This is a genomic window from Clostridium sp. DJ247 (assembly GCF_014231265.1).
On sequence record NZ_JABAIW010000030.1, the window covers coordinates 1 to 16260 of the forward strand.

The 16260-nt window shown below is 27.9% G+C and carries 11 protein-coding genes; 1 reads left to right on the forward strand and 10 read right to left on the reverse strand.

The genetic code is table 11. The annotated features are described in order from the left end of the window. Nucleotides 1-163: 163 nt before the first annotated feature. From HGI79_RS12895 to HGI79_RS12930, 8 genes are all read right to left on the reverse strand, one after another. Nucleotides 164-328: a zinc-ribbon domain-containing protein gene (locus tag HGI79_RS12895; protein ID WP_185651103.1), complete on the reverse strand. Its 165-nt coding sequence runs from the start codon at nucleotides 326-328 to the stop codon at nucleotides 164-166. 194 nt (nucleotides 329-522) lie between these two features. After that, nucleotides 523-804 (reverse strand): hypothetical protein, encoded by a 282-nt coding sequence (locus HGI79_RS12900; RefSeq protein ID WP_185651104.1) that lies wholly within the window; start codon nucleotides 802-804, stop codon nucleotides 523-525. 321 nt (nucleotides 805-1125) lie between these two features. After that, nucleotides 1126-3003, reverse strand: coding sequence for a molecular chaperone HtpG (gene htpG / locus HGI79_RS12905; protein WP_185651105.1), 1878 nt, complete (start codon nucleotides 3001-3003; stop codon nucleotides 1126-1128). A gap of 220 nt (nucleotides 3004-3223) precedes the next feature. Continuing rightward, a complete protein-coding gene (locus HGI79_RS12910; protein WP_185651106.1) occupies nucleotides 3224-4165 on the reverse strand; it encodes a metallophosphoesterase in 942 nt (313 codons plus the stop codon). Between the two features lie 143 nt (nucleotides 4166-4308). Further along, nucleotides 4309-5973, reverse strand: coding sequence for a putative ABC transporter permease subunit (locus HGI79_RS12915; protein WP_185651107.1), 1665 nt, complete (start codon nucleotides 5971-5973; stop codon nucleotides 4309-4311). Then, entirely contained in the window at nucleotides 5966-6691 is a 726-nt protein-coding gene (locus HGI79_RS12920) for an ABC transporter ATP-binding protein (protein ID WP_185651108.1), read from the reverse strand. The genes HGI79_RS12915 and HGI79_RS12920 overlap by 8 nt, the downstream gene beginning before the upstream one ends. A 393-nt stretch (nucleotides 6692-7084) precedes the next feature. Beyond that, nucleotides 7085-9538, reverse strand: a complete 2454-nt coding sequence (locus HGI79_RS12925) for a VIT and VWA domain-containing protein (RefSeq protein WP_185651109.1) — start codon at nucleotides 9536-9538, stop codon at nucleotides 7085-7087. Between the two features lie 571 nt (nucleotides 9539-10109). Continuing rightward, nucleotides 10110-10571, reverse strand: a complete 462-nt coding sequence (locus tag HGI79_RS12930) for a ribonuclease H-like YkuK family protein (RefSeq protein WP_185651110.1) — start codon at nucleotides 10569-10571, stop codon at nucleotides 10110-10112. A gap of 406 nt (nucleotides 10572-10977) precedes the next feature. Between HGI79_RS12930 and HGI79_RS12935 the strand changes: the two genes are divergently transcribed. Next, complete coding sequence (locus tag HGI79_RS12935; protein WP_185651111.1) at nucleotides 10978-12186, forward strand: sugar MFS transporter; 1209 nt, start codon at nucleotides 10978-10980, stop codon at nucleotides 12184-12186. A gap of 186 nt (nucleotides 12187-12372) precedes the next feature. On the opposite strand, the gene HGI79_RS12940 is transcribed toward HGI79_RS12935, so the two are convergent. Both HGI79_RS12940 and HGI79_RS12945 read right to left on the reverse strand, forming a co-directional pair. Next, the gene (locus HGI79_RS12940) at nucleotides 12373-12969 is read right to left on the reverse strand and encodes a superoxide dismutase (protein WP_185651112.1); all 597 of its coding nucleotides are present in this window, start codon (nucleotides 12967-12969) and stop codon (nucleotides 12373-12375) included. Nucleotides 12970-13089: 120 nt separating this feature from the next. After that, nucleotides 13090-16260 carry an AAA family ATPase gene (locus HGI79_RS12945; protein WP_185651113.1) on the reverse strand — a complete coding sequence of 1057 codons (3171 nt, stop codon included), beginning with the start codon at nucleotides 16258-16260 and terminating at the stop codon, nucleotides 13090-13092.

A 16260-nucleotide genomic window follows, 5' to 3' on the forward strand; every position in this document is an offset into this window, starting at 1 on the left:
TTTCGCTAAGACTAATAAAAAAATATTTAAATGTGACTTCAACATTGGTAATATATCCCTACGTATAAGTTAAATTTCCGGCATGGTTATCTATATCACTTTTCCACACAAAAAATTAAAAACCCTATAGGTTAAACCTATAGGGTTATAAGTAAACAATTTACTATCTTCTGAATCCATTGTTATTTTGTTGCTTTCTTGCTCTTCTGCAATCAGCACATCTTTGAGGTTCATTATCGAATCCTTTTTCTTTGTAGAAAGCTTGCTCGTTTTCAGTGAATACGAACTCTTTTCCACAATCTTTACAAACTATAGTTTTATCTGCCATTTAAACATACCTCCTTTTTAAAGATTAAGATCTAAAACGATTCACAAATATAATCTTAAAAGAGGATATGTGTTCATCTAATCAAATCTAAGTATTAATTATTGTTTAACTCTTAATACTTGATAAGTATAACATACTAATGTTTAACTTACAACATGTTTTTATGGTTATTTTTAGTATTTATACAATAATACTTACTCAACAATTTCCCATATATCTTTAGTAGACTTAACATATCCATATTCAATAACGTCGTTATCTATTGTTTCATTTTCTCTATTATAATAAGATATTGGTATTTCCACTTCTAAGGAGCCATATTTATATAGTTTACCGCTTAAATATTCTTTTTTCATTTTATCGAAATTATTCACAAGTCTTATTCCTAAGTTAGAGCTACTGCTATAAGTAGCTTCCCAAAATTCTGTATTAGTTACATTTTCTTTTAACCTAACTTTTACTTGTTTATAAGTCATGCTTGTTCCTCCATCCTCAATTTTCCTAATAAATTGTTAACGTTAATTTAATAATGTTTCGTTACTATTATAATAATGCAACACTAAGCTGAGTGCAATATGCTTTATACAATACTTAAAAGCTAACAAAACAAAATGCGTTGGTTCAAGAATTCTATCTTCTCTACCAACGCATTAAATATTTTATCATTAAATTTTCAGAGTAACTGTTTCTGATTATTTGCAGCTTATATAATTTCATTTACTCTTTACTTATACTATTCTGCACCTATATCACCTTTTTTAGGTTTAGGTTTCTCCTGGGTTGAACCCACAAGGCTGTTAACCTGCTAGTTTTGCAAGCAATTCGTTGCTTCTGCTAATAAAACGTGACATAGCATCTGCATCAAGTTGCTTATGACTTATCATAGCAAGATCATAGATATGCTGACAAATGAAGTTAATATCTTCTTGTTTATTTTCTACCTTATCCAGCTCAATAAGTTTTTTAATAAGTATGTTATTTTTATTTATAATTAATGTTTCATCTGAAGGGAATATATTCATCATATCCATACTGCCATACATGGAGCTCATCTCAGCCATCCTTCTTGATTGCTCAGAGAGTAGTATAATAGCTGGTACATCTGCGGTTTTCAGTGCCTCTACAGAGATCTTTAATTTATCATTGTTTAATACTCTTTTAAATATATTTTCTACACTTACATTAAACTCTTTCTTTTCATTTTCACTTTCATTGCTATCAATTTCTGTGAGTTTCAATGTTTCAGAAAGATCTGAGTCTATTCTATTGAATTTAACTCCACTTTCATTCGATTCTAAAAAGCTTATAAAATGATTGTCTATTGTAGAATTCAATATAACTGCATCTAAATCATGTTCTTTAAAGATTTTAATATACTGAGCTTGTTGCTTTTCATCATTCACATAGAAAACTTTATTCTCATGCTTTTCTTTATTATTTTCAAGGTATTGCTTTAATGTTACATATTCCCCTCTAATGGTCTTAAATATAATTATATCTTTTACTTGTTCATAAAATTTCTGATCTCTTAAACATCCATACTTAATAAATATGTGTATATTACTCCAAAAATTATTATAGTTATCTTTTTCATTTTTATAAAGAGTTGTTAGCTTATCTGCTACCTTATTTACAATATGTCTAGAAATTTTCATAACATTTTTATCATTTTGTAAGAAACTTCTTGAAACATTTAATGGAAGATCAGAACAATCAATTACACCTTTTAAAAGTAACAGAAATTCTGGTATAACTTCTTTAATATTATCGGCAACAAATACTTGATTGTTATATAATTTTATCTGGCCTTCTGTTGCTTCAAATTCATGTTTTAGTTTAGGAAAATACAATATTCCTTTCAAATTAAATGGATAATCTACATTCAAATGAATCCAAAACAACGGCTCATTAAAATCAGAAAACACATTTCTGTAAAACTCTTTATATTCTTCTTCAGTACAATCCTTTGGTGCTTTTAACCATAGAGGATTTGTATCATTAAGTGGTTGTTTTTCTTTATCTTTTTCTTCATTTTTTGTATTTTCATCTTCAACATATATTTCTACAGGTAAGAATGAACAATGCTTTCTAATAATTTCCCTTAGCTTATATTCTTCTAAAAATTCCTTGCTGTCCTCACCCATAAATAGTGTAATAGTAGTTCCTCTTTCATTACGTTGAGATGAAGTTATTTCATATTCAGTACCACCTTCACAAATCCATTTCACAGGTTCTGAACCTTCTACATACGAAAGTGTATCTATTTCAACTTTATCAGCTACCATAAAAGCAGAATAGAAGCCTAAACCAAAATGACCTATAATTTGGTTTGCTTCATCCATTTTATCTTTGTATTTTGCGATGAAATCTTCTGCACCAGAAAAAGCTACCTGATTTATGTATTTATTAATTTCTTCAGCAGTCATTCCTATACCATTGTCAATAATTTTTAATGTTTTATCTTCTTTATTTACTAAAACAGTTACCTTATATTTTGTTTCTTCAGGTATATTTGCTTCACCAATTGAAGACAATCTCTTTAGTTTACTTATTGCGTCACAACCATTGCTTACAAGTTCCCTTAAAAATATGTCTTTATCAGAATATAACCACTTTTTTATAATTGGAAAAATATTTTCCGTATTAATAGAAATACTACCATTTTTCTTTATCATATAAATCCCTCCAGTCATTTTTTTCGAAACAATTTTATATCTTTTCAGAAATAATGTCAATATCTTCATATATTATATAAATTATTGAATGTTAAAATTATGTAAATTAATACGAAGATATATATATTTATAACAATATATTCTAAATAAGAATAAGCTAATATAGTACAAGTTAAAATATTAAACTATAAAAGAGAGCATTTAGAAGCTCTCTACTAAATTACTTTTCTATTATAAGCTTATCAATAATCTCACCTTTAGCGGTAATAGCCTGAAGTTTTATATTGTTAAAATCAAAATCTATTATTACAAAATGATGTACTGCCTTTGGTGGAACTACTACACCTGATTTACTTTTATAGCCATTTCTTAACTTTTCTCCACCTCCACCAGTAATTACCTGTTGTATATCATTTTTAAACTTATATTCACTTGTGTTAAATAGTCTGTTTATAACTCTCCTTGAATAGTTATGTTCATGACCTGAAAATACTATATCTACATTACTTGAATCAATAACACTCCAAAACTCATTTCTCTCTTTAGTATAAAAATCTAAACTAGTTCCTAAATGTGCTCCAGTTGGATATGCTGGGGAATGTAAAAATACTATTTTATTTTTTATAGGGTCAGCGGTTACCTTTTTAAACCATTCAAGTTGACTGCCACATATTTTGTTTATTTCTCCAAAGTGATAGGTATTTAACACTATAATTCTTGTATTAAATACATCCAAATAGTATACAGTTTTGTTATAACCATCTAAAAATTCACCTACATTAAGATTCGGGAAGTTTTCTATAAAAATCGTTTCTTTACTATAATCTTCAGGCTCATTGTTAACTTCATGATTACCTATAACCGGTATAATTTCATCAAAAAAATTATAATCCTTTATTAAATCTGAAAATGTATCTAATTGTGTCTTCATAATTTCGATGTTACTATGACCTGCTATACTATCTCCTAAAACCACCATATATTGTGGTTTAGGATTTAACTTTTTTACTCTTTTCATTATTTTATGAAGAACCTTCTTATTTACTCCCTTATCTTTTCCTTTAGAGTCCCCAAAAACTATTATTCTGAATTCCTTATTTTGATTTTCATCTTCAAAGTTTACATGCAAATCTTTATTTTTAGAATCCTCTAAATGTTTCATAAAGGTACTGCAATCCTTTCTATAATTGATGAAAACATAGGGTTAGAATTCCTCCATTTATTATTTTAATTTAATGTTATTCAAATTTATCATGATTTATTACATAATTAAATAAAAATCAGAAGTAAAACCACTTCTGATTTTTATATTTCAATATTCTTAAACAATCCTACTCCTTTACTCATAACAACCTTGTATAGCAAATAATCTATAATTGTAAGAATTATAAAAGCTAACATACTTACTAAAATAGCTTTGCTGCTAACAGTTATAATGAAGAATCCTAATATAGCAGCTATAATAATTCCTATAAATAAAGCTATAACACCATTAAGGTTTTGTTTTACAGCCTTGACTTCGTTATCCCAATTTAGTTTTGGAAAATTTAAATCAATGAAAATTCCAACAAAGGAAGAAAAAAATGTTCCTGGTAAAGCAGCAATAAATACTGTTAAAATCAAATAAGTTGGAGGTTTTATTAGTATTATAGATATTACTATAATCATTACTATAGAAACCAATCCAAATAACACTCCAGTAAGAACTTTTGCCATAATTTGAGTACCAAAGCTAACGGGTATGAATTTGCTAACAAAAATATTTTGACCCTCTCTAGATATAGCAGTAGCAGCTATAAGATTACTTGAACTTAAAAATATACTGGCAGCTATGGATGCTCCTGCTACTATGCCTGTAAGTTTAGGATCTCTAACTATTGCTGAGACCTGTATTACACTTTTTAAAAGCTCTGGTTGAGTAACTAAAGGTATGATTAAGAATATAGGCCATAAAAAATTCATCATTATACAATTCATAAAAAATATAGGGGTCCTTACTAATATTCTAGTTTCCCTAATTATTAGTGACTTTAGAGGCGAGTTAGAAACCATAGACTTATTTAGCTGCAGTTCACTTAATTCTTTCCTTTTTGATGAAGACTCTGAAATTCCTATGACTCCTCTAAAATACAATTTTTGTCCTAGTGCAAGGAATACAAAGGTTACACTTACAGTTATTATTAAAAACAAAAGTAAACTTATTATCCCTTCATAGCTATCACTTAAAATTATAGCTCTCGCAGCTATAATTGATCCTGGAAACACTTTATTAGACATAATCACTAAAGAATTATTCCCCTCTGTTAACATTTTAAGAAGCTGTTCTGGATGATTTCCTGAAATAGCCGCTTTTTGCATGAATATATTAAAACCTACAGCTAAAAACATAGCTAAAATTCCACCAGCAATTTTAAATATATCCTTGTGTTTGCCTACATTAGTAAAACTCATAATTATCATATTAATTATTGATGCTATACCTAGAGGTATAATTGGTATAGTTAAAAATAATATTATACAGTATATATAGAATAGTATTCCAGCGTTACTCTTAATACCGTATACACCAATCAATGGCAATAACACAACTAGTTCTGTAATATACTCATAAAATAATGCCACTGTAAACTTTGCCCCTAAAATCTGCCAGGGTTTTAGGGGTAATGGCAATAAATTATCTATATCTTTAGTAAAATATAATACATTATTAGAGTAAAAGATACCAAAAAAGAATATGATTATGTTAACAAAAGATATACCCATAGCAATAATGATGCCTTGTTGATTAATACCTTGTAATACATCATAGGCATTTTTTACAAAAGTAATAAGCAACATGATACTTGGAATAAAAGCCATGACTAAAATAAAAAATAGTGCTGCTGTTTTAATTCTTTTCCTTATATCTCCCACAAAAGATTTATTCCCATTTTTTAACAATATATTTGTCAGTATCATATACTTATTCATTTTCAGTCATCTCCAAGAATATTTTTTCTAGTGATTGGTCTTCTCTAAACTGTTCTTTTAATTCTTCAAAAGTTCCATGAAACAGAATTTTACCTTTATTGATAATTGCAATTTTATCACAAATTTTCTCAGCCACTTCCAAAACATGAGTTGAAAAAAATACAATGTTCCCTCTACTAGAATGTTCTCTCATCATTTCCTTTAGTATAAAAGATGATTTTGGATCCAGTCCCGTTAAAGGCTCATCTAATATCCATATAGGTGGATTGTGAATTAAGGCTCCCATTATAACTATTTTTTGTCTCATACCATGAGAATAACTTTGTATTTGATCACCTAATGCCTTTGTCATCTCAAATCTTTCACCAAGATTTTTTATTGTTTTTGTTCTCTTCTCACTTTCCACATCATAAATATCAGCCATAAAATTCAAATATTCTATTCCCTTAAGTCTTAAAAACATATCTGGACTATCTGGCACAAATCCAAATTGTTTTTTAGCTTTTATAGGCTGTTCCTTTATATCTGCTCCATTTATACTAATATTTCCGCTGTCTGGATTTATAATACCAGTGATCATTTTAATAGTAGTAGTTTTTCCTGCTCCATTTGGCCCTAAAAATCCAAATATCTCTCCATTAGGTATATTTAAGTTTAGGTTATCTACCGCTTTTATACTACCATTATAACTTTTATTTACATTGGTTAGTTTTAACATTACTTACCTCCAAATCTTTATTATTACTATTCTTATAATTTACTTTATTGGTTTATTAATATCTCTATATAATAAATATAACACAATTTAATAGGTGAACCAATCCAGTGCCCATTAATCCTTTTACACAGCATAATAGGATTAAGTAATTCATTTTCTGTAGGTAGAGATGTGGTAATTTTATAGCTGCTAAAAAAATAAATAAATTTAAGAAAAGGGGTCATTTCAAAATAATTTTTCATAAAATATTTTTTATGCCACTTGAAAAATAAAGGATTTAGTACTGAAAGTAAATTTATTTTCGGTACTAAATCCTATTTTTATGTAAATTATTACAAGTTTTTAGGCAAATCTTTCATCAATTTTGACTTTTGAGACAACCCCTAATTTATATTAAAAATTATGATTTTTTAAAGCTTTTAATATAGAAAGCTTTGATAAACTAAATATAGAATTATTTTCATTTCTTATAGTTATTTTTTCGCTTATTGCATTACCATCCTCGTTAATATTAAAAAGTGAAATAACATTATTTGTAAATGACTTTTCATTCAAATCATTTATAATATTTTCATTATTTCTTTTTTCTTTTAACAACTTATATAAATAATCTACTGCAGACTGTGCTCTCTCTATAGTCTTTTCCTTAGCCACTTGTTTTTCTATAGATTTATTTAATGCAAGAATAATCATTTTTATTACTTTATCTTCAAACTTTAGGTCTGTAGACATAGAATTATTACAAATATACCTAATAGCTTTATCTAGTTGATTAAAATAAATATCGATGTCTTCTTCTCCTATAGTAAAAGCTATTAAAGCCATAGCAGTAGTTTCTATTTTATCTTCTGTGCTGCTATCCTCATAATCAACAAAGGCACCATCAGCAAACTGATTTTTTGCAATAATTCTCAAGTTCTTTTCTCTTGGATACATTCTATCTAAATATTCATTATGATTTATTGTTTCTATAAATCCTTTATGCGTATCTTCTTCATGAGATTTATACACAAAACCTGTCTTTTCATTGTTTGTAAACTCTTCCATGCTAATCTTATCAGCTAAGGTATTCTCTTTTACCATCATTGGAATTATATTTTTAAGTTCAATACCCAAAACAGGTTCTTCTCTTAACTCCATAAATATAAATGTAGTTTCAGGACTTATAAGTCCATGATTTTTAGATAACTTAATTACTTTTTTTCTCATGGCTTCTCTTTTTTCTCCTCTTTCAGCCATCATGCTAAGCTCAATAGACTTAATTCTTTTTCGTGCCCATACTTTCTTTAGTAAACTTGCATTTTCTTCTGTATTAAAGTTATCTAAATTTACTGTTTTTGTATAATCCATATTGCCAACTTTTCCTCTTATGACAATTTCACCACTTACTTCTCCTAGAACACTTGCAAATATTGAAAATGGCTCTCTATTATACATATAACTTATTGTTCTAGGATATGTACCTTCAACTTTGAGATTACCCCAATCTATTTGAATATTTTCTACTTGTGGATTTTGTATTCTTTTAAATTGTTTTAACACTACATCTTCAATTCTTTGTCCTTTATTAATAAATTCTGCTTTACCGGAGCTTGCATGAGCAAGTTTATTTAAAAAATAATTATTAGTTGCTGAATCTATACCAAAAGCAAATATTCTGTTAGTTTTTATATTATCTTTTACATAAGATAATATTTCTTCTTCTTCCTCTACTTGATCATCAGTAAATATAAGTATTGTATTATTTTCGAATTCATTTTCTAAACTACGTTTTATAGCTTCAAATATATCAGCATCATTTTCTACCGTTAAACTATTTATCCATATGGAAGCTTTTTTCAAATTCTCAGCGCTATATTCTGCCATATCCTCAATATAAAAATATTTTAAACTTTCACCCATTGCTATAATATTAAATCTATCACCCTCTGATAGATTTCTTATACAAAGCTGTAGTGCATTCTTAGCCTGCTCTATTTTATCACCTGCCATAGTATCTGATATATCTATTAAAAATATAAACCCTTCATCTTTCTCTTCTTCATAGCAATCAAGCTTTGGAATCATCCTTAAAAAGACTATTCCTTTTTCTACCTCGCCCTCTTTATACTCATAAATTAAACCATCTGCCTCTAATTGCTCTTCCTCTTTCATTAAAAGTATAAAATCTTTATCCATGTAATTACTTTCGCTATCAAGTGTAATCTTAGAGATAGTATCTCCTTGCCTTTCTACATTCAAGCCATGGCTAGGCGAAGAAAATTCTAGTCTGCATAAAGATTCTACTAAAATGTTAGTTTTAAATTCAAACTCAATGTTATCTTCTACTTTTTTCCCTAAAACTTTATTAATTACATTATTTTTCAACTTAGTAATATTCAAACTACCATTAATTCTTCTTGGCTCAAAAACAGCAGGAATTGAAAGCTTTAATGTGTTATCCTTGTATTCTAATTCATCTATATATGATAACCTTATTTTTACTGTTTCTCCTGTGATAATTTTCCCGATACTTATTTTAAAAATATGTGGTTTAAATTCTTCTAATAGAAATGTATTTTCCCCTCTAATTTTCGCATTTTCATATATTTGTGATACTTTCTCTTTCTCTTCAACGATAGTTCTTAAGGTTCTTCCCCCTATTTCTGCTTCAAAACCTGAAATTATTGCTGTCTTTGGTATAGGAAAAACATAAAATCCTTCTATATCATCATTACCATTATTTAAATAAACTTGATTTATGGTAATTTCTGCATAACTACCACAAATGTTCCCACTTATACTTACTTTTTTTAGCGTGATACCTTCATCATTATTTCCTACAGTTTTCTTAATTCCATATGCCATTTTAAAACCACCTTTTGAAACTTTTGTTTTAATTAATCTATATATAAATTATTCCATAAAGTAGAATAAAATCCTCTAAAAATTCTTAATTTTTAACTAAACTCTTGTGTTAACTCATATTATTAACACTTATACATGTTATTTGTTTCCCCAATATCATATTTATTTATTCATAAATTTCCATGTTTATAAAATTATTTACCAAAACTTTACTGAAAATATTATTTTAATAATATTAAGCATAGGTACTTTTTATAGCTATGGAACTTTTAAATTTAATTTATATAGCATAGCATATTACTAGATTGTACCACATTCAAATAGTTTATTAGCAAGTCTTGACCTCAAATTAGTAGAAAAGCTTAGTACTTTGATACTGTTTGAGAGTAAGCGATTCGCACAAAATCACAGATTTTGGCTCTCTGCTTAATTTGAGGCTTAGACTTGCTTAAACTATTTATCAGTGGCATAATCTAGTAATATGCTATGTGGAATAAATTAAATTTATGGAATAAATTAAATTTAAAAGTTCAAGCTCTATAACTGTCCTCTGCTTAATATTAAGTTATCCTTATTTTGAATATTTATTAGCAATACTAGATGCTGCGTAGGAATAAGGTTTTATATTACAGTTAAAACCACAGCTGTTTACCCACCCTATTATCTCGGGTATCATCTGTGATGTTGCTCCATTATTTCCAATATCCACATGAATACTCATATCACATGGAAAATTTTCTTCATTGAATTTGTTTAAAAGTTTTTCTGCTAACTCAATACTTAGGCTGGTTTCATAAAATATTTTTTGTCTTAAATTTGATATTTTGTTGACTCGTTTTGTATCGTAAAAAAATATTCCTCCACCACCTACCCTCCATACTGCTACTACTACAACTATTTTAGTAACGTCATAATTTTGGGAGTCAGTGCCTACAGTAATCTTATATTCACGTTCTTTATCTTTTAACATGTAGTTCTTAATTATCTTGTACATACCAATAAAGGATACTTCTCCATAGGTTATACTATGCATAATATTACTCTCCCTCTATAATCTTTAAATTTCTTTAATATAGATTGCAGCGTTAAAATTTTTTCATTCTATAGCGTATTCCTCGTTAAGTTTTTATGTAAACTCAATAAATAATATGCACCTTATTATTATTTTTTCAAAAACTTATAAATATTATATATATTATTTATTTTATGTTTATTCTGTACTTATTACCAATAGAATTATAATAAATGCATTTTTTATTGTACTTAGTTTCATCATTTTAAACATCATAATTTAATTTTATTTCTTCTAATGTATAGGATAACAACTAGTATTCTTAGAGATTTATTCTATATATTTAAAATAAGGTAAATTGTCTTGAAAATTTACTGGATGCATAATATAATTTAATGAATGTATTAAGATATAGGAGGGACTTTTAATGGAACAAATACAAAATAAAAACTCAATGAATATCCCTGCCATTTCATTCGTATTTTTAATAATGATTTTAATGGCAGTAACTGACAATATGAAAGGAGCCTTTGTACCTACATACAAAAAAATATTTTCTGTGGATGATGTAACAATAGGTTTTATGATTACCTTGGCATCTATAGGTTATATAACATTTACTTATATAGGCGGTTTTTTATGTGAAAAAATCGGACAGAAAAAAGTAATGATACTGGGAATTATATTTATAATAGTAGGACTTATAGTTTTATCTAAAGCTTCTACATTTACTATAATTATTATCGGTACTATTTTTAATTCAAGTGGTGTTTCACTTATAGGTATAGGTGCTAACACTATTGCTCCAGTTCTATTCATAAGCTATCAAGCTGTACTAATGAACTTAACACATTTTTGTTATGGTTTAGGCTCTGCAGCAGGACAAAGGTTCGTTGGGTTAATGATAGGTAACGGAATGGATTGGCAAAACATATTCTTAATCGTTGCTGTTGCTACAGCAGTAGTACTCATTTTGTTCTTATTTATTAAAGTGCCAAGTGTACATGAAGAAACTAAGAATAAAAAAATTAATACAAAAGAAATTTTCAGCAATAAATTAATATACTTCTACATAATTGCTTTAGGTTTTTATATAGGAGCAGAATGGTCTACTGGAAACTGGTTTATAAATTATACTTCTAAAGTATTTAATTTTCAAGAGAATATGAGTTCTTACTATGCAGCATTTTTCTTTACTACATTTGCTATAGGAAGATTTGTTGGAGGATTTATAGTTGAAAAGCTAGGATATCTAAATTCAGTTAAAGTATCACTTTTAGTTGCAGTGGTTATATATATCTTTGGTATCATATTAGGAATAGGTGGAGTAATGTTAATATCACTTTCAGGCTTATTTTTTGCAATAACATTTCCAACAATTATTCTTACTATAAATAAGGTATTTAAAGAAAATACTTCTTATATAACAGGAACTATAATAACTTTTGCATCAGTATTAAGTACGCTAATAAATTTATTTATAGGTTACTTGAATAACTATATAGGTATTAAAAATGCTTTTTATACAGTACCGGTATGTTTACTTGTTTCATTAATATTTGTAACAATAATACATAAGAATATTAATGATAAATGTTCAAGCAATATCACTGTTGAAGATGCCCAATCAGCTTAATATAGTTCTATAAAATAGAATATTATACCTATGATCTATCAAAAAGGGGCCTTCAGAATAGTTTTTTATGAAATATTTTTTAGGCCACTTGAAAAATATAGGATTTAGTACTGAAAATAAAATTATTTTCAGTACTAAATTCAATTTTGACTTTTCAGGACAGCCCCATCAAAATTCATATTCAAGTTATTTAGATATTTTTGCAAATCTGTTATCTGCTTCTTTCCAGTTTACTATGTTCCACCAAGCATCTACAAAGGCAGCCCTCTTATTTTGATATTTTAGATAATAAGCATGCTCCCAAACATCTAATATTAGTAGAGGTACTACTCCCCATTGTGTTAAGTTTTGATGTTTTTCTACTTGTAAAATAACTAATTTATTGAACAATGGATTCCAGGCTAATACTGCCCAACCTGAGCCTTCTACTGCTACAGCAGCTGCACTAAACTGCTTCTTAAAAGTTTCATAGTCTCCAAACTCTTTACTGATTTCATCAGCTATACCACCTGAAGGCGTTCCTCCTCCATTTGGGCTCAGGTTTTCCCAAAATAGAGTATGTAGAATATGTCCTGAACCATGGAAAGCTAATTCTCTTTCCCAATGCTTTATTAAAGCATAATCATTATTTTTTCTAGCTTCTTCTAATTTAGCTTCTGCATTGTTTAATCCATCTACGTAAGATTTATGATGAGCATCATGATGCAACCTTACAGTCTGTTCATCATAATGTGGTTCTAATGCATTATAATCATAAGGAAGCTGTGGTAAAGTATGCGGCATGTTATCACCTCTGATAAATTTATTTTAGTAATGTTTTACCCTTTATATTATTAATACATTTACAATATTTTATACTTAACTTTGACCTTATTTCAAAGATTTTCCTAAGAAAAGAATTGATTAATAATAATGACTATTATATAACAAATTAAATCTTGTAGTACTACCTTCTGCACTAGGAATTATTTCTAATCTAGCATCTATTCTTTCTTTAAGTTCGGGAACATGGGATATTATTCCTACAAGTCTTCCGTTATTTTGTAATTCTATTAGGCACTGTACAGCATTGTCTAAGGACTCTGGATCTAGTGTACCAAAGCCTTCATCAATAAACATGGTATCGATACTTATTCCTCCTGCAAAGCATTGAACTACATCTGCCATACCAAGAGCTAATGCAAGAGAGGCTTTAAAACCTTCACCACCAGACAGCGTTTTAACGTGCCTGCATTTACCCGTATAGTTATCATACACTTGGAGTTCTAGACCACTTTGAGTAAGTCCTTTACCTTTTTCTTTAATTCTCTCTAGTTCATATCTATTTTCACTCATTTTTGCCAGCCTAATATTTGCTGCTTGTATAATATTATCAAAAAAAGCAGCTAGAACATATCTCTCAAAGGTCATTCTCTCAATATTATTACCTTTTGCTACCTCCGCCAGATCTCCTACTATACCATACTCTCTTTCTTTATTTTTAATTTGTTCATATAGTTCTTCTATTCTTAGTAAAGCATTTTTATTTATTTCAATTTTTGTGTGAATATCTATATTTTCTTTTTCTAATAATTCTTTTTCACTTTTAATACTTTCACACTTTTCTACAAGTTCATTAATATTTACTATATTTAAATCTTTTATATTCTCTAATATTTTTTCATATCTGTCATTTGTTAACCTTAATTGTTCATTAAAATTATTTATAGATTTTTCTAACCTTTCCTCTTCTTCCTGAGTAAGTTTAGCACTTTTATAATCTTCTACATCTATAAATCCAGCCTTGAATATTTCTTTTTTTAATCTATCTTCAGAAATTTCCAGTGATTGTTCAGCTTCTCTTAGTGTTTTTTCTATAGTTTCTTTTTCAGTGATATATCTTTCATATTTCAGTTTTAAATCATTATATAAGTCATGAGCTTCTTTTACAGCCTTTTCTAAGGATTGTAATTCATCTTCATGTATCTTTATAGCTTCTATTAATTTTATATGTGAACGATATTCCTCCGGTATTTCAGTAATTAATTGGTTAATAATTGCTTTTTCACTCTCTAATTCTGTAAGCTTTGCATTATACTCTTCATTCAGCTTTTCATATAACTTTTCTTCTTCTTCAAGTAAATTTTTATTTAGCTCCAATTTTTTTTCTATGTTTTCTTCTTCATTTTTTTCTTTTTCTAACGCCTTTAATGTAGAAGCAGCATTTTGTATATGTTTTTCAAGTTCACCAAGCTTTATTTCTATAAATTCAGTTAAGGCGTCTTTAAAAAGTATCAATATATCCTCATCCAATAATTCATTTAATTCAACCATTATGCGGTTAACAGTGTCTCCTTGAGATCTGCCACACACATCAGCTTCTCTATATTTTTCATTGCTGTCTTCAAATTTCTTTTTTGCTTCTTCTAGTAATATTTTTTTATTTTTTAATTCTTCTTCAGTAGGAACACCCTGTTCAAGAGATGCTAGTTTAGGATGGTGTATAGCTCCACATACTGGGCACTCCATTCCTTCCTCTAAATTCTTTGCTAAAATCCCCGCTTGACCCTCTCTAAACAATTGTTCCATATTTCTAAATTCATTATCTAATTTTTCAAATGCCTTCTTATATTCATTGCTTTCATGTCTATACTTCAAATATTCCGCTCTTATCTTTATTAATTTTTTATTTTCTAAGTCTAATTTATGTACTTTATTATATATATTAGTAGCTCTTTCAATTTCAGCATTTACTTTTATAAAATTTATTGCTGACTTCCTGGACTTTTCTAACATATGAGACAGATTATTTAGCTCTATTTTTAACTTATCTATATTTTGTTTTTTTATATTTTTACTTTTTTCAGCATTTTTTAATTCACTGTATATGTTCTTACTTTTAATATTCTTCTCTTCAAAGATCTTTACTTTTTCTATGTATCCTTTTAAAACTGTTATGTGTTCTATAATTTTTTTTCTCTGTTCTTCTCTTGAATCTTCAAAACTTAAAGCTTGTTCAGCTTTTTTTAAATTTTCTGCAGCTGTATTTATAGATTTTTCTACATTATTTAACTGTTCTTCTTTAGTTTTTATTGATGAGCATCTCTCTATATAGTTATCCTCTACTGCTAATATTTTTACAGCTTTTTTACCTTTTGAAAGCCTATCTGCTTCTTTTTCAATATATTCTTTTTGGCTTTCTAAATGAATTTTGTACCTCTCAATTTCTTGCTTCTCTTGAAATTTTTTATTATTTTCTTGTGCTTCAAATATATATTTTTGATTTTCCTCTAACTTTTTACTTTTATTTTCAATTGCTTCTTCTATGGATTTTCTTTTATTGTTATCAGTATTTATATATTCCTTTAAAATATTTACTATTTCATCTATATTTTTATTCTCAGTATTAATTAATTGTTGAAGTATGATATTATCATTACAATCAATAGTATTTAAAACTTCACCTTGTTTATTATTTAACTCATTTATTACTTTTCTAATATCCTTAGCTCTATCATTAAGCTTTATTTCTAGAAACTTATAAGCTTGTGTACCAAAAATCTTTTGGAGAATCTTTTCTCTATCTTTACTTTCTGATACTAGAAGTCTCCTAAATTCTCCTTGAGGTATCATCATTATTTGTTTAAATTGATCATAATTAATACCCATAATTTCATTTATTTTTTCATTTACGTTACTTACTCCAGAAATAATCCTAGCTTCACCAGCTTCATCAAAAACTTTCATTTCCGCATCAGTTTTTTGCTCTACTAAGCCTTCTCCTCGTACCTTTTTCTTAAATTGCTTAGGTATTCTTTTTATATAATATCTTTTTCCTTTCAGTTCAAACTCTAGCTCTACATATGTCAGCGTATCAGCATTTGCAAATTGGCTTCTAAGACTTTCTCCATCCCTATCCTGTCCGCTGGCTTCACCATATATTGCGTAACATATTCCATCAAAAATTGTTGTTTTGCCTGCACCTGTGGGACCAGTAATCAGGAAAATGTTTCTTTCACCTAGAATTGTGAAATCTATTTTTTCATTGCTGGCGTAAGGACCAAAGGCATTCATGCTTAGTACTAAAGGTCTCAT

Excerpts from the sequence above, each read along its gene's own strand:
- HGI79_RS12925 (WP_185651109.1), bottom strand. The coding sequence starts at position 9,538 with ATGGCATATGGAATTAAGAAAACTGTAGGAAATAATGATGAAGGTATC.
- HGI79_RS12920 (WP_185651108.1), bottom strand. The coding sequence starts at position 6,691 with ATGTTAAAACTAACCAATGTAAATAAAAGTTATAATGGTAGTATAAAA.
- HGI79_RS12945 (WP_185651113.1), bottom strand. The coding sequence starts at position 16,260 with ATGAGACCTTTAGTACTAAGCATGAATGCCTTTGGTCCTTACGCCAGC.
- HGI79_RS12895 (WP_185651103.1), bottom strand. The coding sequence starts at position 328 with ATGGCAGATAAAACTATAGTTTGTAAAGATTGTGGAAAAGAGTTCGTA.
- HGI79_RS12935 (WP_185651111.1), top strand. The coding sequence starts at position 10,978 with ATGGAACAAATACAAAATAAAAACTCAATGAATATCCCTGCCATTTCA.
- HGI79_RS12900 (WP_185651104.1), bottom strand. The coding sequence starts at position 804 with ATGACTTATAAACAAGTAAAAGTTAGGTTAAAAGAAAATGTAACTAAT.
- htpG (WP_185651105.1), bottom strand. The coding sequence starts at position 3,003 with ATGATAAAGAAAAATGGTAGTATTTCTATTAATACGGAAAATATTTTT.
- HGI79_RS12910 (WP_185651106.1), bottom strand. The coding sequence starts at position 4,165 with ATGAAACATTTAGAGGATTCTAAAAATAAAGATTTGCATGTAAACTTT.
- HGI79_RS12940 (WP_185651112.1), bottom strand. The coding sequence starts at position 12,969 with ATGCCGCATACTTTACCACAGCTTCCTTATGATTATAATGCATTAGAA.
- HGI79_RS12915 (WP_185651107.1), bottom strand. The coding sequence starts at position 5,973 with ATGAATAAGTATATGATACTGACAAATATATTGTTAAAAAATGGGAAT.
- HGI79_RS12930 (WP_185651110.1), bottom strand. The coding sequence starts at position 10,571 with ATGCATAGTATAACCTATGGAGAAGTATCCTTTATTGGTATGTACAAG.